At 74.3% G+C, this 22,767-nt stretch carries 17 protein-coding genes, 3 tRNA genes and 1 pseudogene; 15 read left to right on the top strand and 6 right to left on the bottom strand.

The annotated features are described in order from the left end of the window. Positions 1-41 precede the first annotated feature (41 nt). From HLV61_RS17960 to HLV61_RS17945, 4 genes are read left to right on the top strand one after another with little or no spacing between them, the layout of a single operon-like run. Complete coding sequence (locus HLV61_RS17960; protein ID WP_369257819.1) at positions 42-1,700, top strand: NADH-quinone oxidoreductase subunit M; 1,659 nt, start codon at positions 42-44, stop codon at positions 1,698-1,700. Further along, positions 1,700-3,247 carry an NADH-quinone oxidoreductase subunit NuoN gene (gene nuoN / locus HLV61_RS17955; RefSeq protein WP_369257818.1) on the top strand — a complete coding sequence of 516 codons (1,548 nt, stop codon included), beginning with the start codon at positions 1,700-1,702 and terminating at the stop codon, positions 3,245-3,247. Before HLV61_RS17960 ends, nuoN begins: the two co-directional genes overlap by 1 nt. Beyond that, positions 3,247-4,305 (top strand): polyprenyl synthetase family protein, encoded by a 1,059-nt coding sequence (locus HLV61_RS17950; protein WP_369257816.1) that lies wholly within the window; start codon positions 3,247-3,249, stop codon positions 4,303-4,305. The genes nuoN and HLV61_RS17950 overlap by 1 nt, the downstream gene beginning before the upstream one ends. Before the next feature lie 40 nt (positions 4,306-4,345). Then, the gene (locus HLV61_RS17945) at positions 4,346-5,569 is read left to right on the top strand and encodes a PQQ-dependent sugar dehydrogenase (protein ID WP_369257814.1); all 1,224 of its coding nucleotides are present in this window, start codon (positions 4,346-4,348) and stop codon (positions 5,567-5,569) included. 120 nt (positions 5,570-5,689) lie between these two features. On the opposite strand, the gene HLV61_RS17940 is transcribed toward HLV61_RS17945, so the two are convergent. After that, complete coding sequence (locus tag HLV61_RS17940; RefSeq protein WP_369257812.1) at positions 5,690-6,349, bottom strand: pyridoxamine 5'-phosphate oxidase family protein; 660 nt, start codon at positions 6,347-6,349, stop codon at positions 5,690-5,692. A gap of 92 nt (positions 6,350-6,441) precedes the next feature. On the opposite strand from HLV61_RS17940, the gene HLV61_RS17935 reads away from it, so the two are divergent. Continuing rightward, positions 6,442-7,809, top strand: a complete 1,368-nt coding sequence (locus HLV61_RS17935; protein ID WP_369257917.1) for an aminotransferase-like domain-containing protein — start codon at positions 6,442-6,444, stop codon at positions 7,807-7,809. A 48-nt stretch (positions 7,810-7,857) separates the two neighbouring features. Here HLV61_RS17935 and HLV61_RS17930 read toward each other — a convergent pair whose 3' ends face one another. Both HLV61_RS17930 and HLV61_RS17925 read right to left on the bottom strand, forming a co-directional pair. Beyond that, complete coding sequence (locus HLV61_RS17930; protein ID WP_369257810.1) at positions 7,858-8,970, bottom strand: 2-oxoacid:ferredoxin oxidoreductase subunit beta; 1,113 nt, start codon at positions 8,968-8,970, stop codon at positions 7,858-7,860. Then, positions 8,967-10,916, bottom strand: coding sequence for a 2-oxoacid:acceptor oxidoreductase subunit alpha (locus HLV61_RS17925; protein WP_369257808.1), 1,950 nt, complete (start codon positions 10,914-10,916; stop codon positions 8,967-8,969). The genes HLV61_RS17930 and HLV61_RS17925 overlap by 4 nt, the downstream gene beginning before the upstream one ends. A 224-nt stretch (positions 10,917-11,140) precedes the next feature. On the opposite strand from HLV61_RS17925, the gene HLV61_RS17920 reads away from it, so the two are divergent. Continuing rightward, entirely contained in the window at positions 11,141-11,998 is an 858-nt protein-coding gene (locus HLV61_RS17920) for a M48 family metalloprotease (RefSeq protein WP_369257806.1), read from the top strand. 1,025 nt (positions 11,999-13,023) lie between these two features. On the opposite strand, the gene HLV61_RS17915 is transcribed toward HLV61_RS17920, so the two are convergent. Continuing rightward, the gene (locus tag HLV61_RS17915) at positions 13,024-14,826 is read right to left on the bottom strand and encodes an alkaline phosphatase (RefSeq protein WP_369257804.1); all 1,803 of its coding nucleotides are present in this window, start codon (positions 14,824-14,826) and stop codon (positions 13,024-13,026) included. Between the two features lie 375 nt (positions 14,827-15,201). Here HLV61_RS17915 and HLV61_RS17910 point away from each other — a divergent pair. Beyond that, positions 15,202-15,480, top strand: a pseudogene (locus tag HLV61_RS17910) (tyrosine-type recombinase/integrase); the annotation flags it as partial. A 141-nt stretch (positions 15,481-15,621) separates the two neighbouring features. On the opposite strand, the gene HLV61_RS17905 reads toward HLV61_RS17910, so the two are convergent. Continuing rightward, positions 15,622-16,113 carry a YajQ family cyclic di-GMP-binding protein gene (locus HLV61_RS17905; protein ID WP_369257802.1) on the bottom strand — a complete coding sequence of 164 codons (492 nt, stop codon included), beginning with the start codon at positions 16,111-16,113 and terminating at the stop codon, positions 15,622-15,624. A gap of 90 nt (positions 16,114-16,203) precedes the next feature. On the opposite strand from HLV61_RS17905, the gene HLV61_RS17900 reads away from it, so the two are divergent. Then, positions 16,204-16,285: transfer RNA gene (locus HLV61_RS17900), tRNA-Tyr, on the top strand. A gap of 57 nt (positions 16,286-16,342) precedes the next feature. Here the strand turns inward: HLV61_RS17900 and HLV61_RS17895 are convergent. After that, complete coding sequence (locus HLV61_RS17895) at positions 16,343-16,777, bottom strand: pilus assembly protein TadG-related protein (RefSeq protein ID WP_369257800.1); 435 nt, start codon at positions 16,775-16,777, stop codon at positions 16,343-16,345. 590 nt (positions 16,778-17,367) lie between these two features. On the opposite strand from HLV61_RS17895, the gene HLV61_RS17890 reads away from it, so the two are divergent. The 7 genes from HLV61_RS17890 (at position 17,368) to HLV61_RS17860 (ending at position 22,765) form a co-directional block, all read left to right on the top strand. Then, positions 17,368-19,872, top strand: coding sequence for a putative bifunctional diguanylate cyclase/phosphodiesterase (locus tag HLV61_RS17890; protein ID WP_369257798.1), 2,505 nt, complete (start codon positions 17,368-17,370; stop codon positions 19,870-19,872). Positions 19,873-19,945: 73 nt separating this feature from the next. Beyond that, positions 19,946-20,018: transfer RNA gene (locus HLV61_RS17885), tRNA-Thr, on the top strand. A 44-nt stretch (positions 20,019-20,062) separates the two neighbouring features. Then, positions 20,063-20,136 (top strand) — tRNA-Met (locus HLV61_RS17880). A gap of 106 nt (positions 20,137-20,242) precedes the next feature. Continuing rightward, positions 20,243-20,407: a 50S ribosomal protein L33 gene (gene rpmG, locus HLV61_RS17875; protein ID WP_093578218.1), complete on the top strand. Its 165-nt coding sequence runs from the start codon at positions 20,243-20,245 to the stop codon at positions 20,405-20,407. 32 nt (positions 20,408-20,439) lie between these two features. Beyond that, the gene (locus HLV61_RS17870; protein WP_369257796.1) at positions 20,440-20,886 is read left to right on the top strand and encodes an FAS1-like dehydratase domain-containing protein; all 447 of its coding nucleotides are present in this window, start codon (positions 20,440-20,442) and stop codon (positions 20,884-20,886) included. Continuing rightward, positions 20,883-21,311, top strand: coding sequence for a MaoC family dehydratase (locus HLV61_RS17865; RefSeq protein WP_369257794.1), 429 nt, complete (start codon positions 20,883-20,885; stop codon positions 21,309-21,311). Before HLV61_RS17870 ends, HLV61_RS17865 begins: the two co-directional genes overlap by 4 nt. After that, on the top strand, positions 21,308-22,765 hold the full coding sequence (locus HLV61_RS17860; protein WP_369257792.1) for a M1 family aminopeptidase: 1,458 nt from the start codon (positions 21,308-21,310) through the stop codon (positions 22,763-22,765). Before HLV61_RS17865 ends, HLV61_RS17860 begins: the two co-directional genes overlap by 4 nt. Positions 22,766-22,767: the final 2 nt, after the last annotated feature.

Here is a 22,767-nt window from a genome sequence, read left to right as displayed (position 1 = left end):
GAGGCCCTGCAGACGACGACCGACGACGTGAGGACCGTGGCGTGAGCGACTCCCTGCTCCTGGTCGCGATGCTGGCGGTGCCCGCGGTGGGCGCGGCCGTCGTCGCCGCCCTGCCCCGCGAGCGCACCGCGCTGGCCCGGCAGCTCGCCCTCGGGGTGAGCCTGGTCGTGCTGGTCCTGGCGGTCCTGGCCACGGTCGCCTTCGACCCCGACGGCGACCGCTTCCAGCTGACGACGTCGGTGCCGTGGATCGAGGGCTTCGGCGTCGACTTCGCCCTCGGTGTCGACGGCATCGCCCTGGTCATGCTGCTGCTGGTCGGCGTGCTGGTGCCGGTGGTCGTGCTCGCCTCGTGGGAGGACCAGCCCCCGGCCCGCCGGTCGATGCGGACGTTCTTCGCCTGGCTGCTGCTGCTCGAGGCCTGCATGGTCGGCGTCTTCGCCGCCACCGACGTGTTCCTCTTCTACGTCTTCTTCGAGGCGATGCTCGTCCCGATGTACTTCATCGTCGGCAGCTACGGCGGCCCGCGCCGGCAGTACGCGGCGGTCAAGTTCTTCCTCTACAGCCTGGTCGGCGGGCTGGTCATGCTCGCCGCGGTGATCGGCCTGTACGTCGTCAGCGAGGCGGCCGGCGACGGGACGTTCGCCTTCGAGTCCCTGCGCCAGCTCGACATCGACCCGGCCGCGCAGCGGCTGCTGTTCCTCGGCTTCTTCGTCGCCTTCGCGATCAAGGCGCCGCTGGTCCCGCTGCACACCTGGCTCCCCGACGCCGGTGCCGAGGCCCCCGTCGGCGGCTCGGTGCTGCTCGTCGGCGTCCTCGACAAGGTCGGCACCTTCGGCTTCCTGCGCTACTGCCTGCCGCTGTTCCCCGACGCCTCCCGCGAGTTCGCCCCGCTGGTGCTCGTGCTCGCCGTCGCCGGGATCCTGTACGCCGCGCTGCTCGCGATGGGGCAGAGCGACATGAAGCGGCTGGTGTCCTACACCTCGATCGCGCACTTCGGCTTCATCGCCCTCGGCGTCTTCGCCTTCACCACCGAGGCCGGAACCGGCGCGGTGCTGTACATGGTCAACCACGGCATCGCCACCGGCCTGCTGTTCCTCGTCGTCGGGATGCTCATCGCCCGCGGCGGCTCCCGGCTGGTCGGCGACTACGGCGGCGTGGCCAGCCGCGCACCCAAGCTGGCGGGCGTGTTCCTGATCGCGGGCCTGGCGTCGCTGGCACTGCCCGGCACCAACAGCTTCGTCAGCGAGTTCCTCGTGCTGATCGGTTCGTTCCCGACCCGGCCGGTGTTCACGGTCCTGGCCACCGTCGGGATCATCCTGGCCGCGCTCTACGTCCTGCTGCTCTACCAACGGACGATGCACGGCCCGCAGCGCGGCGTGCTGTTCCCGGAGGCGGACCAGCCGGCCGGGAACGCCGCCGGCCTCCCCGGAGGCGCGCACGTGGCCACGCCGTCCGCGACGTCGTCCGCGACGGCGACCCTCACGGCCCCTGCCCCCGCCCCGGCCCGGACGACACCGCGGCTGCTCGACCTGTCCCGCCGCGAGATGGCCGTCGTCGCCCCGCTGGTGGCGCTGGTCCTCGCGCTGGGGGTCTACCCGCAGCCGCTGATCCGGCTGATCGAGCCGGCGGTCGCCGCCACCATGAGCGACGTCGGCGCCGACCCGGCCGGGACCACCGCGACCCCCGAGGGGACCGACTGATGACGATCGAGGCCCCCGACCTGTCGCTGGCCGCGCTCGCCCCGCTGCTGTTCGTCTTCGGCGCCGCCTGCATCGGCGTGCTCGTCGAGGCCTTCGGCCCGCGCGAGCGCCGCCACCCGGTCCAGGTCACCGTCGCGCTGGTGGGCACCGTGGGCGGGCTGGTCGCCACGCTGCTGCTGGCCGGCACCCGCGAGGTGACGGCGGGCGGCGCGCTCGCCGTCGACGGCGCCGGGCTGTTCCTGCAGGCCACCATCGCCGTACTCGGGGCGCTGTCGATCCTGCTGTTCGCCGAGCGCAACCTCGACCCCGCCCGCTCGGCCTTCGTCGTCTCGGCGGCGGTCCCGGCCGGCAGCGTCCGCGACCGCGAGCTGCTCACCGTGCAGCGGGTGCAGACCGAGGTCTACCCGCTGGCCACCTTCGCCATCGGCGGCATGATGCTGTTCGTCACGGCGAACGACCTGCTGCTGATGTTCGTGGCGCTCGAGGTGCTCAGCCTGCCGCTGTACCTGATCAGCGGGCTGGCGCGACGGCGCCGGCTGCTGTCGCAGGAGGCGGCGGTCAAGTACTTCCTGCTCGGCTCCTTCGCCTCGGCGTTCTTCCTCTACGGCGTGGCCCTCGTCTACGGCGCCACCGGCAGCGTCCGGCTCTCCGCCGTCCGCGAGTCGGTGGCGGGGGACGGCAGCGGCACGCTGGCCGTCCTCGGCCTGGCGCTGCTGATCGTGGGCCTGCTGTTCAAGGCCAGCGTCGCGCCGTTCCACACCTGGACGCCCGACGTCTACCAGGGCGCACCCACCCCGGTGACGGCGTTCATGGCCGCCTGCACGAAGGTCGCCGCGTTCGGGGCGATCCTCCGGCTGCTCTACGTCGCCTTCGGCACCGAGGAGTGGACCTGGCGCCCGCTGGTCTACGGCGTGGCCATCGTCTCGATGGTCGTCGGCGCGGTCCTGGGGCTCACCCAGACCGACCTCAAGCGGATGCTCGCCTACTCCTCGGTGGCGCACGCCGGCTTCCTGCTCACCGGTGTCCTCGGCCACCCGGGCGGTGGCGACCCCGCCGGCTCCGGCCTGCCGGCCGTCATGTTCTACCTGCTGGCCTACGGGCTCACCACGCTCGGCGCCTTCGCCGTCCTCACCCTCGTGCGCAGCGGCGACGGCGAGGCCACCCACCTGTCGCAGTGGGCCGGCCTGGCGCAGCGCTCGCCGATCACCGCGGCGGTCATGAGCCTGTTCCTGCTCGCGCTCGCCGGCATCCCGCTCACCAGCGGCTTCACCGGCAAGTTCGCCGTCTTCCGGGCCGCGATCGAGGACGGCGCCTGGCCGCTGGCGCTGGTCGCCCTGCTGGCCAGCGCGGTGGCGGCGTTCTTCTACCTGCGGGTCATCGTGCTCATGTACTTCTCCGAGCCGGCCGCCGACGGACCCACCGTCGGCGTGCCCGGGATGCCCACGACGGTCGTGCTGGCGGTGACCGCCGCGGCCACGCTCGTCCTGGGCGTCGTGCCCGGGGCGGTGCTCGGTCTCGCCGATCAGGCGGCTATCTTCGTCGGTTGATGACCGGACCCCGTGCCGCCGTCGACGGGATCGCCCCGGCCGAGGTCTGGCACCGCATCTCCACCCCCGCCTCCACGATGGGCCCCTGGCTCCCGGGCGGGGCCCTCGGCGACTCGCTGGCGCAGGGGCTGGCCGACGTGGAGGCCGCGCTGGCCACCGCGGTGGCCAGCGACCACCAGTTCGTCTCCGAGGCCGCCGGCCACCTCATGGCCGCCGGCGGCAAGCGCTTCCGGCCGATGCTGGCCCTGCTGGCCGCGCAGCTCGGGGACTCCCGCGCCCCCGAGGTGGTGCAGGCCGCCGTCGTCTGCGAGCTCACCCACCTGGCCACGCTGTACCACGACGACGTCATGGACGAGGCCGCCGTCCGCCGCGGGGCGCCCAGCGCCAACAGCCGGTGGACCAACAGCGTCGCCATCCTCACCGGCGACTTCCTCTTCGCCCGCGCCTCCGACCTGCTGGCCGACCTCGGCCCGGAGGCGGTGCGCATCCAGGCGCGGACCTTCGAGCGGCTGGTCACCGGCCAGATCCGCGAGACGGTGGGCGCGCGGGACGGCGAGGACCGCGTGGCCCACTACCTCGAGGTGCTGGCCGACAAGACCGGCTCCCTGGTGGCGACCTCGGCCCGCTTCGGCGCCGGCTTCGCCGGGGTCGAGCCGGACCTGGTGACCGCGCTGACCCGCTTCGGCGAGGAGGTCGGCGTCGCCTTCCAGATCTCCGACGACCTGCTCGACATCGTCAGCCAGGACGGCGCCTCGGGGAAGGCACCCGGGACCGACCTGCGCGAGGGCGTGGCCACCCTGCCCGCGCTGATCGCGCTCGCCGGGGACGACCCCGCCGACGCCCGGCTGCGCGCGCTGGTCGCCCGCCCGCTGTCCGACGACGCCGAGCACGCCGAGGCCCTGGCGCTGCTGCGGGAGTCCGCGGCGCTCGAGCGGGCCGGCGCCGTGCTGCGCGACTACGCCGACCGTGCTCGGGCGTCGCTGTCCGCGGTCCCCGCCGGCGAGGTGCGCGAGGCGCTGTCGGCCCTCTGCGACTACGTCGTCACCCGGACCAGCTGACGGACGGCGCCGTCCGCCCGCCTCGGGGATGCTCGGCGGGGTGAGGTCCACCCGCGCCGTCGTCCTGGCCGCCGTCCTGGTGCTGACCGGCTGCTCGGGCAACGGCAACGGCACCGGCACCGGCGACCTGCCGGGCGGCCAGGAGGACAAGGGGACCACCGACGTCCCCGACGGTGCCGCGACGACGGCGGCCGCGCTGCCCACCCTGGGCGTGGAGACCGTGCTGGACGGGCTGGACCACCCGTGGGACGTCGCGCAGGCACCGGACGGCACCCTGCTGGTCGACGAGCGCAGCGGGGGGTTCACCGCGGTGCTGCCCGACGGCACCGTCCGGGAGGTCGAGGCCGACCTCGACGACCTGTTCGCCGACGGCGAGACCGGCCTGATGGGCCTCACCCTCGACCCCGCCTTCGCCGGCAACCGGCGGCTGTACACCTGCCAGGGCGTCGAGGAGGACGGCGGCGCGGAGATCCAGGTGGTCGCCTGGACCGTCGACGAGGGCTGGACCCGCGCCACCCGCGTCGCCGACCCGCTGGTCGGGGACATCCCGGTCAACGAGCGCAGCGGCCGCCACGGCGGCTGCCGCCTCCGCTTCGCCCCCGACGGCGCCCTGCTCGTGGGCACCGGCGACAACGCCGTCGGCAGCCACCCGCAGGACCGGGCCACCCTGGCCGGCAAGGTGCTGCGCGTCGACGCCGCCACCGGCGGTCCCGCGCCGGGCAACCCGTTCGCCGACGACCCCGACCCGGTCACTCGGTTGCTGCTCAGCTACGGGCACCGCAACGTGCAGGGCATCGCCGTCCGCCCGGGGACCGGCGAGGTGTTCACCGCCGAGCAGGGGACCGACCGCGACGACGAGGTCAACCGGTCGGTGCCGGGCGGCAACTACGGCTACGACCCGGACGGCGACGACGGCGGCTACGACGAGAGCGTGCCGATGACCGACCCCGACCTGCCCGGTGCCGTGCCCGCGGTCTGGTCGTCGGGCGACCCGACCATCGCCACCAGCGGCGCGGACTTCGTCAGCGGCACCGGCTGGGGCGGGTACGACGGCGTGCTGCTGGTCGGGGTGCAGAAGGACACCGGCCTCCTGGCGCTGCGCCTCGACGACGCCGGGCAGCTGGTCGAGCAGTTCCGGGTGCCGGAGCTGGAGGACACCTACGGCCGGATCCGGACGCCGCTGCTCGGCAGCGACGGCGCGCTGTACGTGACCACCGACAACGGCGGCGGCGACGACCTCCTGCTCCGGGTGACCCCGGCGTAGCCGGTCGTCGCGCCGAGTGGCCCCCGGAGGAGGCCGCGCAGGCGCGGCGGCTCCGGCTCAGCGCAGGCCGGGACGGCACCTGGCCGCGGTGTCGGCCGGCAGACCGACGGTGTCATCGCGTCACACCCGCCGGCTGAGCACCCGGTCGGGCACCGGCGTCTCCCCGGGCAGCAGCGGGCAGGGTTCGGGCTCCCCCACGACGGTGCGCAGCGGCAGGACGCCGGCCCAGACCGGGGTCCCCAGGTCGGCCTCGTCGTCGCCGGGCGGGCCGGTGCGGATCTTGACGCTCGCCTCGGCGAGGTCGAGGGCCAGCAGCGCCGTGGCGGCCAGCTCCCTGCGGTCCGGCTGCCGGGTGGCCGACCACGAGCCCGGCGCCAGGTGCTCGGTCAGCACCTCCAGGCCGTGCAGCCGCTCCCCGGGGTCGGTGACCACCCGAGCGGCCCCGTGCACCACGGCGCAGCGGTAGTTCACCGAGTGGTGGAAGGCCGAGCGGGCGTACACGACGCCGTCGAGGTGGGTGACGGTGAAGCAGACCGGCGCCCCGGCCGCCGCGGCGCGGAGCGTGGCCGCGCCGGTGGACCCGTGCAGGTACAGGGCGTCGCCGTCGCGCCCGTAGCCGGTGGGCAGCACGACCGGCGCGCCGCCGAGGACGACGCCGAGGTGGCCGACCAGGCCGGCGTCGAGGACGGCGTACAGCTCGGCCCGGTCGGTGCGGGCACGCCTCGCGCCACGGCGGACGGTGCTGCGGGCGGTGGGGGACAGCGGCGGTGCGGTGCTCACGGACCCACTCTGCGCGGCGGACTGGCCTCCCGGAAGGGCCAGTAGGCTGCCGATCCACCAGGCCACTTCGCGGACGGAGGACAGAGGTGGACATGCCCCCGGTCGTCCTCGACCGCGCCGCCGGCCGGCCCCTGGCCGTCCAGCTCGCCGACTCCCTGCGGACCGCGGCGGCCGGCGGCGTCCTGCGCCCGGGGGACCGGCTGCCCTCCACCCGCGAGCTCGCTGCCGCGCTGCGGGTCAGCCGCACGGTGACCGCCGCCGCCTACGACCAGCTCGTCGCCGAGGGCTGGGCCGCCGGGCGCAGGGGCGCGGGGACCTTCGTCGTCGGCGCCGCCCCGGCCGGCCCGGTGGCGGCCGCACCCGGGCTCCCGGTGCGGCCGGCCGGCGCGCCGGTGGTCGACCTGCGGGCCGGCTCGCCCTGCCTGGAGGTGCTCGACCGGGCGGCCTGGCGGCGGGCCTGGCGGGCGGCCGGTGACCTGTCCCCCGACGCCGGGCCCGAGCCAGCGGCCGACCCGTCGTTCCAGGCCGCGGTCACCGGTCACCTGCTGCGCCACCGCGGGCTGCCGGTCGAGTCGTCGGGGGTGCTCGCCACCGGCGGCACGTCGGCCGCGGTGGGCGAGATCGCCCGCCTGCTCCCGCCGGGCAGCCGGGTCGGCGTCGAGGACCCCGGCTACCAGCGGGCGGCCGGGGCGCTGCGCGCCGCCGGGGTGGAGGTGGTGCCCTGCCCGGTCGACGACGACGGCCTGGTGGTCGACGCCGTGCCCGAAGGCGTGGTGGCCGTCTACTGCACGCCGGCGCACCAGTGGCCGCTGGGCCGGCGGATGCCGGCGGCGCGGCGGCTCGCGCTGGTCGCCCGGGCGCGGGCCGAGGGCTGGTGGGTGCTCGAGGACGACTACGACGGCGAGCTGCGCTACGACGTCGCGCCGCTCCCGCTGCTGGCCGCGCTGGCACCCGACGTCGTCGTGCACCTCGGCACCAGCGGCAAGGTCCTCAGCCCGACGCTGGGCACCGGCTGGCTCGTGGCGCCGCCGGACCTGCGCGCCGGCCTGGTGGCCGCCCGGACCGCGACCGGCACCCGGCCCGCCCGCGCGGGGCAGCGGGTGCTCGCGGCGCTGGCTACTTCGGGCGACCTGGCCCGGCACCTGCGGCGGCTGCGCCGGGAGCTCGCCGAGCGCCGCGGGCTGGTGGTGGGGGAGCTGGCCCGGGCGGGGTCGCGGGTGACCGGGGACCCCGCCGGGGCGCACGTGGTCGTCCCGCTGGACGGTCGCGCGGCCGAGGAGGCGGTGGTCGCGGCCGCGGCCGGGCGCGGGCTCGCCGTCGACGGGCTCGCTCGGCACCGCACCGGCCCGGGGCGGCACGACCCGGCCGCCGGACTCGTGCTCGGATTCGCCGCCCCGGCCCGCGCCGAGCTCGCCGGCGCCCTGCCCGTGCTCACGGAGGTGCTGCGCACGACCCCGTGAGACGCGGACGGCCCGCCTCCCGAGGGGAGGCGGGCCGTCCGGAGGAGCTCAGGCCGACACGGTCCAGGTGTCGTTGCCGGCCAGCAGCGCGTCGAGGTCACCGGCGCCCTCGGTGCGGGCCTCCTCGAGCTGGTCGAGCATCATCCGGTCGTAGGTGGGCTTGCGCACCGACCGGAAGACGCCCATCGGCGTGTAGCGCAGGTCCTGGCTCGACAGCCGCGACAGCGCGAACGCGTAGGACGGGTCCTCGCGGGTCGCGTCGTGCACCACGATCTCGCTCGGGTCGACCTGGTTGGTCTCGGCGATCCGCAGCCCGCCGAAGTCCTCGCGGACCACGCACGAGGCGCCGTCCGGGCCGAACACCAGCGGCTCGCCGTGGACCAGCGGGATCGTCCACTGCGCGCCGGTGGCCGGGTCCTTGAGCAGGTCGAAGGCGCCGTCGTTGAAGATGTTGCAGTTCTGGTAGATCTCCACCAGCGCGGTGCCCTGGTGCTCGGCCGCCTGGCGCAGCACCTCGGTGAGGCCCTTGCGGTCGGAGTCCATGGCCCGGCCCACGAAGGTCGCGTCGGCGCCGATCGCCAGTGACACCGGGTTGAACGGGTGGTCCAGCGAGCCCATCGGCGTGGACTTGGTGACCTTGCCGACCTCCGACGTGGGGGAGTACTGGCCCTTGGTCAGCCCGTAGATCCGGTTGTTGAACAGCAGGATCGTCATGTTCACGTTGCGGCGCAGCGCGTGGATCAGGTGGTTGCCGCCGATCGACAGCGCGTCGCCGTCGCCGGTCACCACCCACACCGACAGGTCCGGCCGGGAGGCGGCAAGTCCGGTGGCGATGGCCGGGGCGCGGCCGTGGATCGAGTGCATCCCGTAGGTGTTCATGTAGTACGGGAAGCGCGAGGAGCAGCCGATGCCCGAGACGATGACCATGTCCTCGCGGGCGATCCCGAGCGAGGGCAGGAAGCTCTGGACGGCGTTGAGGATGACGTAGTCACCGCAGCCGGGGCACCAGCGCACCTCCTGGTCGGTCTTCATGTCCTTGGCCTTGAGGGCCGTCTGCTTCTCGCCCTGGCTGTCGACCGAGTCCGCGATGGCCTGCTGGATGCGCGCGTCGATCGTCGTCCCCGGCATGCCGAGGTCGTGCACGTGCGGGGTGGTGGTCACTTCGTGCCTCCGGTCGGAGCGGTGCTGGTCGACGTCGTCGAGTCGATGACGTCCTGGACCACGGCGGCGAGCTCGGCGGCCCGGAAGGGCAGCCCGCGCACCTGGGTGTGGCTCTGGACGTCGACGAGGTACTTGGCGCGCAGGAGCAGCGCGAGCTGCCCCATGTTCATCTCGGGGCACACGACCCGGTCGTAGCGGCCCAGGACCTCACCGAGGTCGGCCGGCATCGGGTTGACGTGCCGCAGGTGGATCTGGGCCACCTCGCGACCGGAGTTGCGGATCTGCCGGCAGGCGGCGCCGATCGGCCCGTAGGTGGAGCCCCAGCCGATCACGGCGACCCGGGCGCCGCCGGTGGGGTCGTCGACGTCGGTGGCCGGGATGTCGGCGGCGATGCCGTCGACCTTGGCCTGCCGCAGCCGGGTCATCAGGTCGTGGTTGGCCGGGTCGTAGGAGATGTTCCCGGACTTGTCGGCCTTCTCCAGCCCGCCGATGCGGTGCTGCATGCCCGAGGTGCCCGGGACGGCCCACGGGCGGGCCAGCGTCTCGGGGTCGCGCAGGTAGGGCAGGAACTCCGGCGTCCCGTCGGCGGCCGCGCCGTTGGGCTCGGTGGCGAACTCCACGCGGAGGTCGGGCAGCTCGTCGGCGGCCGGTACGGCCCACGGCTCGGCGCCGTTGGCCAGGTAACCGTCGGACAGCAGCATGACCGGCGTCCGGTACTTCAGCGCGATCCGCGCCGCCTCCAGCGCCGCGTCGAAGCAGTCGCCGGGGGAGCGGGGCGCGATGACCGGCAGCGGCGCCTCGCCGTTGCGGCCGAACATCGCCTGCAGCAGGTCCGACTGCTCGGTCTTGGTCGGCAGGCCGGTGGAGGGGCCACCGCGCTGCACGTCGACGACGACCAGCGGCAGCTCGGTCATCACCGCGAGGCCGAGCGCCTCGGACTTCAGCGAGACGCCGGGGCCCGACGTCGTCGTGACGCCGAGGGCGCCGCCGAAGGAGGCGCCCAAGGCCGCGCCGATGCCGGCGATCTCGTCCTCGGCCTGGAAGGTCCGGACGCCGAACGCCTTGTGCCGGGACAGCTCGTGGAGGATGTCCGACGCCGGCGTGATCGGGTAGGCGCCGAGGAAGACCGGCAGGCCCGACCGCTGGCCGGCGGCCACCAGCCCGAGGGAGAGGGCCTGGTTGCCGGAGATGTTGCGGTAGCGACCCGGGCTCATCGGTGCGGGCTTGATCTCGTAGGAGACGGCGAAGGCCTCGGTCGTCTCGCCGTAGTTGTAGCCCGCGCGGAAGGCGGCGATGTTGGCCGCGGCGATCTCCGGCTTGCGCCGGAACTGCCGCTCGAGGAAGCGCACGGTGCCCTCGGTGGGCCGGTGGTACATCCAGCTCAGCAGGCCGAGGGTGAACATGTTCTTGCTCCGCTCGGCCTCCTTCTTCCCGAGCCCGGAGTCCTTGAGCGCCTCGAGCGTCATGCTGGTCAGCCCGACGCTGACGACCTGCCAGCCCTCGAGCGAGCCGTCCTCGAGCGGGTTGGTGGCGTAGCCGACCTTGGCCAGGTTGCGCGGGGTGAACTCGTCGCTGTCGACGATCACCAGGCCGCCGCCGGGGAGGTCGGCGAGGTTGGCCTTGAGCGCCGCGGGGTTCATCGCGACCAGGACGTCCGGGGCGTCGCCCGGCGTCATGATGTCGTGGTCGGCGAAGTGCAGCTGGAAGGAGCTGACTCCGGGCAGGGTCCCCGTCGGCGCCCGGATCTCGGCGGGGAAGTTGGGCAGCGTCGACAGGTCGTTGCCGAAGGACGCGGTCTCGCTGGTGAAGCGGTTACCGGTCAGCTGCATGCCGTCGCCGGAGTCACCGGCGAGCCGGATGACGACGCGGTCGAGCTCGACGACGCTCTTCACGAGCCCACCGGGGGCCGAGCTGCCGGGCGTGGTGGACGGTTCGAGAGCAGTCATCGGGCGTGTTACCTCCAACCGCCCAGGTTACGGGGCGGTGTCGCGGCTGGTCACGTGACGCGGACCACGGACGGGGCCCGCACGGGACGGACTGCCGGGCACAACGACCCCGGCGGGGAGCCTCTTCCGGACCGGTGCCGTCCGTGACCGGCGTCGCAGCGGACGCCGGGGAACGGCGGTCCCGGTCGTTCCGTTCTCGGAGGGTGCGGCGATGGGGCAACGGGGTGCGGACCGCGCTCCTGCTCGGGCTGGTGGCCGGCCTCGCCCTCGCCGCGGGGGCCGTGGTCGGCGGCCGGGGCGGGCTGCTCGTCGCGTTCGTCGTCGCCCTCGGGGTCAACGGCTGGGCCTGGTACGCCTCCGACCGGCTGGCCCTCCGCGCGATGCGGGCCTTCCCCGTTCCCGAGACGCAGGCACCCGGTCTCTACGCGATGGTGCGCGAGCTGGCCACCCAGGCCCGCCAGCCGATGCCGCGCCTGTACGTGAGCCCCACCGACCAGCCCAACGCCTTCGCCACCGGGCGCACGCCGCGCCGCGCCGCCCTCTGCTGCACCCAGGGCCTCCTCGAGCTGCTCGACCGCCGCCAACTGCGGGCGGTGCTGGCCCACGAGCTCTCGCACGTGCGCAACCGCGACGTCCTCGTCAGCTGCATCGCGGGCGCGCTGGCGAGCGTCGTCACCTACCTGGCCTCGCTCGCCACCTTCGCCTCGCTGTTCGGCGGCCGCCCCGACGAGGACCGCGACGGTGCCGGCGTGTTCGGGACGCTGATGCTGGTGCTGCTCGGTCCCCTGGCCGCGGGGCTGGTGCACCTCGCGGTCAGCCGCGGCCGGGAGTACGAGGCCGACGCCGATGGCGCCCGGCTGTGCGGTGACCCGCAGGCCCTCGCCGGCGCCCTGCGCCGGATCTCCGAGGGTGCTGCCGCGCGGCCGCTGCCCCCAGAGGACCGGCTGGTGGCCCAGAGCCACCTCATGATCGCCGCGCCGGTGCGCGCCTCCGGGCTGGCGGCGCTGTTCGCCACGCACCCGCCCATGGCCGAGCGGATCGCCCGGCTGGAGCGCATGGCGCAGGAGCCCGGCCGCGACTGACCAGCCGGGCTCCGCCGGTCGTGCCCGTCGCGGGTCAGCGATGGTCGTCGTACCTCTTCGGCACGTTCGGTCGTTGCCCGCCACCGAGGAGAAGGGCCACGGACCTGCACGTGTGGTCGTCGACCTTGATGGCCGTTGGTGGCCAGGATCGGTCCTCCTGCGGACTCTGTGCGGACCAGCCGCTGTCGTGTGCCACCGAGGCACACAGCGGTAGGTGCCGTCCGCCGTGGTGTCGGTGGGCGGTCGCCGGCGCTCTGTCCCCCTCCGGCAGTGCGGGGCCTTCGGTGGTTGCTCGGACCCAGCTGCGCACCGACCTCGTCGGACGCCTCAACCTCACCGCCCGACGACCGTGACGGGCTGACGACCGTCCATGCCGGTGCGGTGGGCGACGTGGTGGGGGCGTCTCAGCTGTGAGGCGTCTCGCGCGCCTCGGCCTGGAGGCTCGAGCGCAGCGGCCGGCGCTCGCCGTCGACGTCGACCGCTGACCCGCGAAGACGTGGATGGCCGAACGCGGGATGCGAGGAGCGCAGCCTCCGCACGGTCGACGTCGCCGCTGTCACGTACCGGTTCACCTTGCGATCTCCGCGCAGTGAGCACGCGCTGCTCTGCTGAGGAGCGTCGGCGCACGGGATGGCGCGCGGAGGCCGTGTGCAGGGCGAACGGGCGGCAGGAGCACCGGTGGACGTAGCCGCAGCCACACTGCGCGCCGCTGCCGCCGCCGAGGGTGTGGACACCGGTCAGCCGTGGGTGGATGCCGCCGCCGCGCAGATCAGCGTCTCGGAACCCACCTGGTCCGGCCGGACCGGGGTGCGCGAGAGCCAGCGAGCGCCGTGTGAGTCCAGGACGCGGGAGGCGCACCAGCGCCACCTGTCCGAGCGCGTCTGGTAGCAGGGACTGACCGCGCCGACCGGAGGCGCTGGCCCGGCCTCAGCGCCGGACCCGCACGGACCCGGTCCTGGCCTGGACGGCCGGGTGGCCGGGGCCCGTGGGGACCCCGGCCACCCGGCCGGCAGGAGGTGAGGAGGTCAGGGCGTCGAAGTGCCGCCGTCGGCCCGCTCGCCCTCGTCGACCGGGATCTCGTCGATGACGACGTCCTCGTCCGGCTGGCCGGGCGTGGTGCCCTGCAGCGCCGGTCGGGTCGGCGCCAGCCGCCCGTCGGGGTAGGCCAGGGCCTCCCCGAAGAGGGTCAGGTAGGCGATCCGGTAGACGTCGATGTTGTCGAACCGGTCCGAGAGCCGCTCGTCGACGACATCGGCTGCCAACCCGGCCGCCCGGGTGACGACGCCGCCGGTGAGGTCGGCCGTGCTCGTCCAGGCGACGCCGAACGCGAGGCCCTGGCCGAACTGGTCGGGTGCGGCGACGAACGGCGCGGTGCCCCGCCCGTAGCGGCCGTCGAGGGGGTTCTGCGGGACCTCGGGGTCCTCGGCTCCGACGACCTCCTCGCCCGGGTTGAGGTCGATCGTCCCCACGGTCGCCGGCGTCTCCTCGTCGACGTTGTAGGCGTGGGCCTGGATGCCGCCGGCGTCCCCGTCGGCGGCGGTGAGCACCGTCGTGGCCGGGTCCTGCACGAGGAAGTCCTGCGCCACGCCGATCATCTCGTCGGCGGAGCGGGCCTCGACCAAGGTGCCGATGGCGTTGTCGATGTTGGCCATGTTGTCGGTGCCCTCGACCTCCCACACGGTGGCGAAGGGCTTGCCGGCCTCCTCGCTGTGCGCGTCGAGGACCGCGGTGGCGACCTGGGCCATCTCCGGCGCCGTGGGCGGGCGGTAGCCCGGGGTGCCCGGCTCGGAGCCGTAGAGGACGAGGTTGGTCTCGCGTGCGTCCTCGGGAACGCTCGGGTCGACCAGCCCGGCGGCCATCAGCTCCTCCTCGGTGACCGCGTTGAAGATGTCCTGGCTGGCGAGCAGCGCCAGGACCTTCAGGTCCGCCGGGTCCGCGTCGCCGGAGTCGACGGCCGCGGCGAGGGCGTCGAACTCCGCCCGGGTGCGGATGAGCGTGTAGCCCTCGTCCACGGCGAGCTGGGCCAGGTTGACCCCGTCGGTGCGCAGGCCGCCGGTGGCCGACGGGCCGTCCTCGTCGAGGGTGTCGCCCGGGGCGCGGTGCACGACGCAGGTCGCGGGGATCGTCGCCACGGGGTCACCCGCAGCGGCCAGGGCCGCGTCGATCTCCGCCTGGCTGCAGACCGGGGTCTCCGTCGGGAAGAACAGGTCCTCGCCGCCGCCCATGATCACGACCGGGTCGGCATCGGCCGCGCCGAAGTCCGGCCGGCCCTCGACGAGCTGGCGGGCGATCTCCAGCGCCGAGGCGTCGGTCCGCTCGGTGACCTCGGTCAGGAAGGCGGCGGTACCGGGCTCGGCGACGTCGCCGTCGTTGACCACGCCGATCGGGTGACCGGCGTTACCCGCCTCACGCAGCCAGCTACCGGCGTAACCCGACAGCGCGTTGACGGTGCGCGGCTCCTCGGCGTCGCCCGCGAGGACGTCCTCGGCGCTCGAGTCGGTGCCGAAGGAGTCCGGTGCATCGACCTTGAACCCGAAGGCGTGCGTGGTCGCGCCGCCGTTCGAGGAGTTGGTCAGGATGTCGGCCGCATGGCCCCGGTAGGGCGCCGCCGCCGGTAGCTGGTCCCAGTTGCTGACCGAGTCCGGTCCGTACCAGTAGATGCGGGACAGCTCCCACAGCGCGGCGTCCGAGCCGTCCGGGTGGATGAAGATCATGTTGCCCGTCTCCGGCGGCGACGCGTCGTCCGACGCGGTCGCCCCCGATGGGGCGATGACCACCGCGCCGGCCACCGGAACGGCCAGCGCAGCGACCAGGTGCTTCTTGCGCATGCGTGCGGTCTCCCCTCAACCGTCGGGGACGTCCGCCCCCGACGGGCGGACCCTGCCGGGGCTCGCCGGACCGGCAGACGGGCAGGACGAGGCGCACAGACGACCTCGGGGTGAACGGCGCACGATCGCCGCCACGTCATCACTGGCGGACAGTGATCCAGCACGGTGGGTGGCTGCGATCAGCTCCGGCCCCCGCGGCCCGCACATCCACCCCAGGGCACAGCCTCCGGACGGGCATCGGCTCCGAGCCGTGCTGCCCAGGCGTCCGGTCAGGCCGCGGTCGCCGCTGCTCGAGGTGCTGGAGAACGCGCACCAGGAAGTGGCGCACGCCTCTTGCAGTCGCCGACCGTCAGTCCGTCGGACCAGTAGGGCATCGTGCACGCGCCGGCCGAGCTCGTGGACCTGCTGGCCGGGCACGTCCGCAGCACCGGCGTCGGCACGGGGGAGTGGCTGTTCTCCCTCGGCGGGGCGCCGCTGACCCGCAACGCCGCCGGCCACCAGTGGCGCCAGGTCCGGCGTGCGGCCGGGCTCGAGCAGTACACGCTGCACGACCTGCGGCACTTCCAGGCCAGCGGGCTGATCGCCGCCGGCTGCGAGGTGGTCACCGTCCAGCGGGCGCCGGGGCACTCCTCGGCGACCATCACGCTCAACGCCTACTCCCACCTGTGGCCCACCGCGGAGGACCGCACGCGGGCCGCGGCCGCCGGGCTGATGGCGGCCGCGACGCGCGCTCCTGCGGACTCTCTGCGGACCGAACGGGACGGACGAGCCGCTGAGCTGCGGATACGGACGGGATCAGCGGTAGTTGTCGAACTGCAGGGCGACGTCGAGGTCCTGGGCCCGCAGCAGCTGCTGGACCACCTGCAGGTCGTCGCGCTTCTTGCCGCTCACCCGCAGCTGGTCGCCCTGGATCTGCGCCTGCACGCCCTTGGGGCCCTCGTCGCGGATGATCTTCGCGATCTTCTTCGCCACGTCGGACTCGATGCCCTGCTTGATGCGCGCCGAGAGCTTGTAGGCCTTGCCCGAGGCCTGCGGCTCGTCGGCGTCGAGGGCCTTGAGCGAGATGCCGCGCTTGACGAGCTTGTCCCTGAAGACGTCGAGGGCGGCGGTGACCCGCTCCTCGGTGTCGGCCTGCAGGAGCACGCCGTCCTCCCCTGCCCAGCTGATGCTCGCGTTGGTCCCGCGGAAGTCGAAGCGCTGGGAGAGCTCCTTGCCCGCCTGGTTGAGCGCGTTGTCGATCTCCTGACGGTCGACCTTGCTCACGACGTCGAAGGACGAGTCGGCCATGTCTGCTCCTCCTCCCGCGCGGGGCTGACCCGCGCCGGGACCCGTCGGGCCGGGGTCGGCCCGTCTTGTACCCTTCTCCCGTGGCACCACGGCGGGTTGCCCGAGTGGCCAATGGGAGCGGACTGTAAATCCGTCGGCTTAGCCTACGAAGGTTCGAATCCTTCACCCGCCACACCCACGGCAGCGGCCCCCGACCGGCAGGTCGGGGGCCGCTGCGCGTCCCGGGTCCTCAGCCCAGCGCGGGTGCGCGCGCCCCGGCGACCGCGTCGACCTCCAGGGGCCGGCCACCCAGGAACAGCGCGCCGAAGGCGATCTCCACCGACCGCACGCAGCGGACCGTCACCTCCGTGCCGTCGGTCTCCGCCGTCCACCCGTCCAGAGGCGTCGCGCCGTCGGCGAGGTGGTCGGCGACGGCGGCCCGGGCCGTCTCGGCGGTCAGCGGCAGGGACGTGCCCACCCCGGCGGCGTAGACCCGCGCCTCGTCGGCCTGGTTGGCCGCGGCCAGGGCCGCGCCGTCGCAGGCCGCCTGGAGGTCCTGCTGCTCGAGGAAGGCGTCGGACGCCGCGACGGCGCCCAGGGCCATGAACGCCGCGACCAGCCAGCACACGAGGACGAACGGCAGTGCCGAGCCGCGCTCCCGCGCCGTCGTCGCCCCGTCCCGCACGGCGCGCAGCGTAGGGACGGAACGCGGCCCCGCGCCCCCCGTGCACGGCATCGGTGGACCCACGCGCCCCAGTCGTCACCCATACCGGTGACGTCTAGCTGATCATCAGACACGCTGAGTCACGACATAACGGTTCGTCACCCCATCGTGATCCTGCGTGCTTGCCTCGCCCGAGTGAGGGCACGAAGGTTCCGGGCGCGGTCCGTACACGAACGACGCTCTGCCCCCGCGCCTGGGTGACAGCCGCACTGCGAGTGCTGTCCATTCATGCCTGAGGAGGCGTCATGAGCACCACCATGTCCTCGACCCAGTCCCTGCCCGGCAACCGCTGGGGCCGTGGCAACCGGTGGGGCCGCGGCAACCGCTGGGGGCGCGGCAACCGCTGGGGCGTCTGACCCCGGGGAACGTCTCGGGGGCTGAGGTCGCCGGCGTCCGGCGACCGCCCCCGAAGGGTGAGGACGGACACGGTGCCCGCTGTTAGCCTCTGCCGACGCCCGCCCCATCCAGAAGACAGGGTTCCGTTGGCCGAGCCCCAGGCCCATGCCGTCGAGCGCAGCGAGCCCGTGGCTCCCGCTCCCGCGCAGCCTGCCGTGACCGCGCCCCGGCCGTGGGTGCCGATCGGCGTCCTGGCGGTGCTGGCCGTGGTCCTCGGTGCCCTCGTGCTGCTGCCGACCTGGCAGACCACCTCGGTGTTCGGGCTCCTGGCGCTGTTCGTCGCCTTCGTGATCACCGAGTCGGTCCAGCTCGACCTCGAGGTGCGGCGCCAGACCTTCCAGGTCACACCGATCGAGCTGGTCGTCATCGCGCTGGTCGAGCTCGGCGGCCTGTGGGCCGCCGTCGTGCGGGGTGCTGCCGTCGTCCTCGTCCTCGTCCACCAGCGCTACGCGCCGATGAAGACGGTCTTCAACGTCGCCCTCGCCGTCCTCGAGGTGACCGCGGCGGTGGCGGTCCTGCAGCTCTTCCCGACGTCGGACATCGACTCTCCGCTGACCTGGGCCGCCCTGGCCGTGGCCGTCACCGTCGCCGACGTCGTCTCGGCAGGCTGCGTCGCCGCCATCATCACGTTGATCGACGGCCGGCTGGACCGGCAGTTCTGGATCGGCGCCCTCGTGCCGCAGTTCCTCGTGGGGCCGCTCAGCGTGGCCGCCGGCGTCGGGGCGGTCCTGCTGATCCGCGACAACGGCTGGGCCTGGCTGCTCATCCTGCCGATCCTCGCGGCGATGATCGCGGTCTTCCGCCTGTCGGCCTCGGCCCTGCGCGAGCGGCGCACCGTGCAGCAGGTCTACGAGTTCGCCCGCCGGGTCGAGCAGGTCCGGCCGGACGCCGACGGGCCGCTGCAGATCGTCCTGGCGGTCCAGGAGCTGCTCAACGCCGACAAGGTCGCCCTCTGGCTGCCGCCCTACCTCGACGAGCCGCCGCGGCTGGTGGTGGCCGGTGACGGCGGCGTCAGCTGGTACGACGGGCCGGCCGACCCCGAGGACGTCCTGCGCCAGCGGGTGCTGATGCCCGGCTCGTCCGAGCCGGTCCTGGTCGCCGCCGGGCGGTCGACGCCGGCCGAGGCCGCCGCCCTGGCCCGCCGCGGCGCCGAGGAGGTCCTCGGGGCCCCGGTGGCGACGGCGGCGGGCGAGCCGGGCTACCTGGAGGTCTGCGACCGGCGCAGCGACGTGGTGTCCTTCACCGGCAGCGACCGCTCCGCGCTCGACTCGATGCTCACCCACGTCAACGCGGCCATCCGCCAGCAGCAGCTGCTGACCCAGATCCGCTACGACGCCGACCACGACCGGCTCACCGGCCTGCCCAACCGGCAGCGGCTGGCCGCCGAGATCGACCAGCTCCTCGAGGCCGACCCCGTGGGCGCCCGGGCCGGCCTGGTGCTGGCGGCCCTGGACAACCACACCGAGATCGTCGACACCCTCGGGCACGCCGCCGCCGACGAGCTGCTCCTGGTCACCGCCGGCCTGCTGCGCGAGCACGCGCCGCCGGACGCCCTCGTGGCGCGCATGGAGGGCGAGCAGTTCGCCGTCCTGCTGCCCGGGCTGTCCCTGGCCGCCACCGACCGCGCCGCGCGCCGGCTGCGCGAGGCCACCTCCACCCGGGCGCGCGTCGCCGGCCTGGACCTGGAGGTGACGCTCACCGTCGGCGTGGCCGCCGCACCGGTCCACGGCACCGACTCGGGCACGCTGATGCAGCGGGCCGACGTCGCGCTGCTGGCGGCCGCCTCGGAGAGCAGCGGCGTGGCCAGCTACCACCAGGTGCTCGACCAGCAGAGCCTGCGGCGCCTCCAGCTGGGCACCGAGCTCGAGCAGGCCATGGCCGACGGGCAGATCAGCGTCGTCTTCCAGCCGATCATCGACGCGCGGACCTCCGACATCGTCTCGGTGGAGACCCTCGTGCGCTGGGCGCACCCGCGCTTCGGGGCGATCCCGCCGGACGACTTCATCCACCTCGCCGAGCAGATCGGCCGCATCGGCCCGCTGACCGACCACGTGCTCGACCTGGCGCTGGCGCGCTGCCGGCGGTGGCTCGACCAGGACATCGCCCTGTCGGTCGCGGTGAACCTCTCGGCGCGCTGCCTGGCCGAGCCGGACCTCGTCGAGCGGGTGCAGCGGGCGCTGCGCCGCCACGGCGTCCCCGGCGAGCTGCTCATCCTCGAGCTCACCGAGGGCAGCGTCGTCGACGACTCCGTGCGCTCCAGCAACGTCCTGACCGACCTGCACGCCCTGGGCCTGCGGCTGTCGATGGACGACTTCGGCACCGGCTACTCGTCGCTGTCGCAGCTCCGCCAGCTGCCCATCGACGAGGTCAAGATCGACAAGTCCTTCGTGCTGGGGATGTCCACCAGCCAGGGCGAGTCGTTCATCGCGCGCTCGATCATCGAGCTGGCGCACAACCTCGGCCTGCGCGTGGTGGCCGAGGGCGTCGAGGACGAGCTGACCCGCAAGCTGCTCACCGAGATGGGCTGCGACAAGCTGCAGGGCTTCCTGGTCAGCCGGCCGCTCGCCGACGACGTGCTGGAGAAGTGGCTGCTCGCACGCACCGGCGTCCGCTCGGCCGCGCCGGGCGCCCAGCACCGCCGGCTGTTCGTCCGCGCCTGAGGACGGACCCCCGCGGGGCCCCCGCAGGGGGTCGAGAGGTGTCGGGTATAGTCCTCGACGGCTCTTCGAGCACGCCCCTTTAGCTCAGTCGGCAGAGCGTCTCCATGGTAAGGAGAAGGTCTACGGTTCGATTCCGTAAAGGGGCTCCGACCAGCCGGTCCAGTCGTGAGACCGGGCCGTGCGGTCACCCGGCGGTGTAGCTCAGCCTGGTAGAGCAAGCGGCTCATAATCGCTGTGTCACCGGTTCAAGTCCGGTCACCGCTACCCCAGACGGACCTCGGGCGACCGGGGTCCGTCGCCGTGCCGGCACCCGCCGCCACGGTCCCGGCCTCATCCGGGCCGGTCCACACACAAGGCGAGGAGTGCCTCCATGGCAGCCACCGACGTCCGTCCGAAGATCACCCTGGCCTGCCAGGAGTGCAAGAGCCGGAACTACATCACCCGCAAGAACCGGCGCAACGACCCCGACCGGCTCGAGATGAAGAAGTACTGCCCGCGGGACCGCAAGCACACGGTCCACCGCGAGACCCGCTGACGCCGGTCCGCACGGAGCGAGGGAGGGCGGGCGTGGCGCTGGACGCAGGACTGGTCGGGCGCAGCTACCCGCCCTCCGCCGTCTACGAGGTCGGGCGGGCGGCGATCGCCGCGTTCGCCACCGCCGTCGGCGCGGCCGACCCGGCGCACACCGACGCCGACGCCGCCCGGGCGCTCGGGCACCCCGACGTCGTCGCGCCGCCCACCTTCGCCATCGTGGTGACCCTCGGTGCGGCCGACGTGGTGCTCGCCGACCCCGACGTGGCCCTCGACTACAGCCGGGTGGTGCACGGCGAGCAGCGCTTCACCCACCACCGGCCCATCCGCGCCGGCGACCGGCTGGTGAGCACCACCACGATCGGGACGGTGCGCAGCGTGGCCGGCAACGACCTGCTCACCACGCGGGTCGACGTCGCCACCGAGGACGGCGAGGCCGTCTGCACCGCCACCTCGATGCTCGTGGCCCGGGGGACGGCGTGAGCGCCCGACTGCGGGCGGCCGACGTCGCCGTCGGCACCGAGCTGCCCGAGCAGACCCACCGCGTCACCCGCGCGGACCTCGTCCGCTACGCCGGCGCCTCCGGCGACCTCAACCCCATCCACTGGAGCGACCGGGTGGCCACCTCCGTGGGCCTGCCCGGGGTCATCGCCCACGGGATGCTCACCATGGGCCTGGCCGCCCGGGCGGTCACCGACTGGGCCGGTGACCCCGGTGCCGTCGTCGAGTACCAGGTCCGCTTCGGCCGCCCGGTCGTCGTCCCCGACGACGACACCGGCGCGGAGGTGACCGTCCGCGGGAGGATCAGCGCCGTCCTCGACGGCGGCCGCGTCCGCGTGGACCTCACGGTCACCAGCGGCGGCGAGAAGGTCCTGTCGCTGGCCCGCGCCACCGTCGCACTGGCATGACGCGGCGGCGGACCGTCCCGGCCGCCGCCGCGGCACTGCTGCTGCTCGCCGGCTGCGGCACCAGCTTCACCGAGACGCTCGCCGCGGACGACGCCCCGCCGGCCGCCCCTTCCTCGCCGGCCCCGCCGGACGAGGGCGGGAGCAGCGACGGCCCGAGCTGCCCGGCCGAGCGCGCCGCCCCCGACCCCGACCGCCCCGTCGTCGACCTGGACTTCCGGCTCTCCGACGACGGACGCACCGTCACCGGCACCGAGACCGTCGTGTTCACCCCCGACGTGGACACCGACGAGATGGTGTTCCGGCTGGTGCCCAACGGCCCCGGCGCCACCGGGCTGGGCAACCGGATCACCGTCGACGACGTCCGCGGCGACGACGTCGACCAGGCCGGCTACGAGGACGCCGGCGCCGAGGGCCCGGGCGGGCTGTACGTCCTGCAGCTCGACGGCGAGCTCGCGGCGGGCGAGTCCACCGAGGTGGAGCTGGACTTCACCGTCTCCCTCGGCCGCCGCGGGTTCGAGCGGCTCGGCACGGCCGAGGACGTGTCCTGGTGGGCCAGCGGCTTCCCGCTGCTGGCGTGGGAGCCCGGCGTCGGCTGGGCGCGCGACCCCTTCGTCGGCATCCTCGGCGAGACCGCGAGCAGCCCGGTCGCCGACACCACGATCACCGTCTCGGCGCCCGAGGACCTCACCGTGCTGATGACCGGCGCGCAGGACGAGCCCTCCGGACCCGACGACGGCCGGCGGACCTGGACCTCGCACGAGCCGGTGGCCCGCGACGTCAGCGTGGCCGTCGGGGAGTTCCGCACCGCCACCCTCACCTCACCCGGCGGCGTCGAGATCACCACCGGCGTGCTGCCCGGGTCGGGGACCGGCCCCGGCGAGCTCGCCGACTGGGCCAGCGAGGACGTCACGGAGCTCGCCGACCGGTTCGGCGCCTTCCCCTACGACACCCTCACGGTGCCGCTGCTGCCCGAGGAGGACGGCGGCATCGAGTACCCGAGCTCGATCCTGCTGGCCGGCGCCAGCCGCGTCGTCCTCGAGCACGAGGTCGCGCACATGTGGTTCTACGGGATGGTCGGCGACTCGCAGTTCCGCGACCCGTGGCTGGACGAGGCGTTCGCGACCTACGCCGAGCGCGTCGACGGCCAGGTCTCCCAGGAGACCCTCGACCGGGTGCTGGCCGGCCCGGGCGACGTCGGTGCGGCGATGGACGAGTTCGCCGACACCGGCGCGTACTTCGAGGCCGTGTACGAGAAGGGCGGCGCCGCGCTGGTCGCCGCCCGGGAGGCGGCCGGTCCGGCGCCGTTCGACGCGGCGGTGCGCTGCTACGTGCAGGTCAACGCCTGGTCGACCGCCACGCCCGCGGACCTGGCGGCGGCGCTGGCCGACCTCCCGGCCGCCACCGAGGTGCTGGTGGCGGCCGGTGCCCTCGACGAGGACGACCTGCCGGACTGAGC

This window comes from Geodermatophilus amargosae, assembly GCF_041028265.1.
GTDB lineage: Bacteria > Actinomycetota > Actinomycetes > Mycobacteriales > Geodermatophilaceae > Geodermatophilus > Geodermatophilus amargosae_A.
The sequence above is the reverse complement of the archived record's forward strand: the minus strand, read 5'-3'. Positions and strand labels throughout refer to the sequence as shown.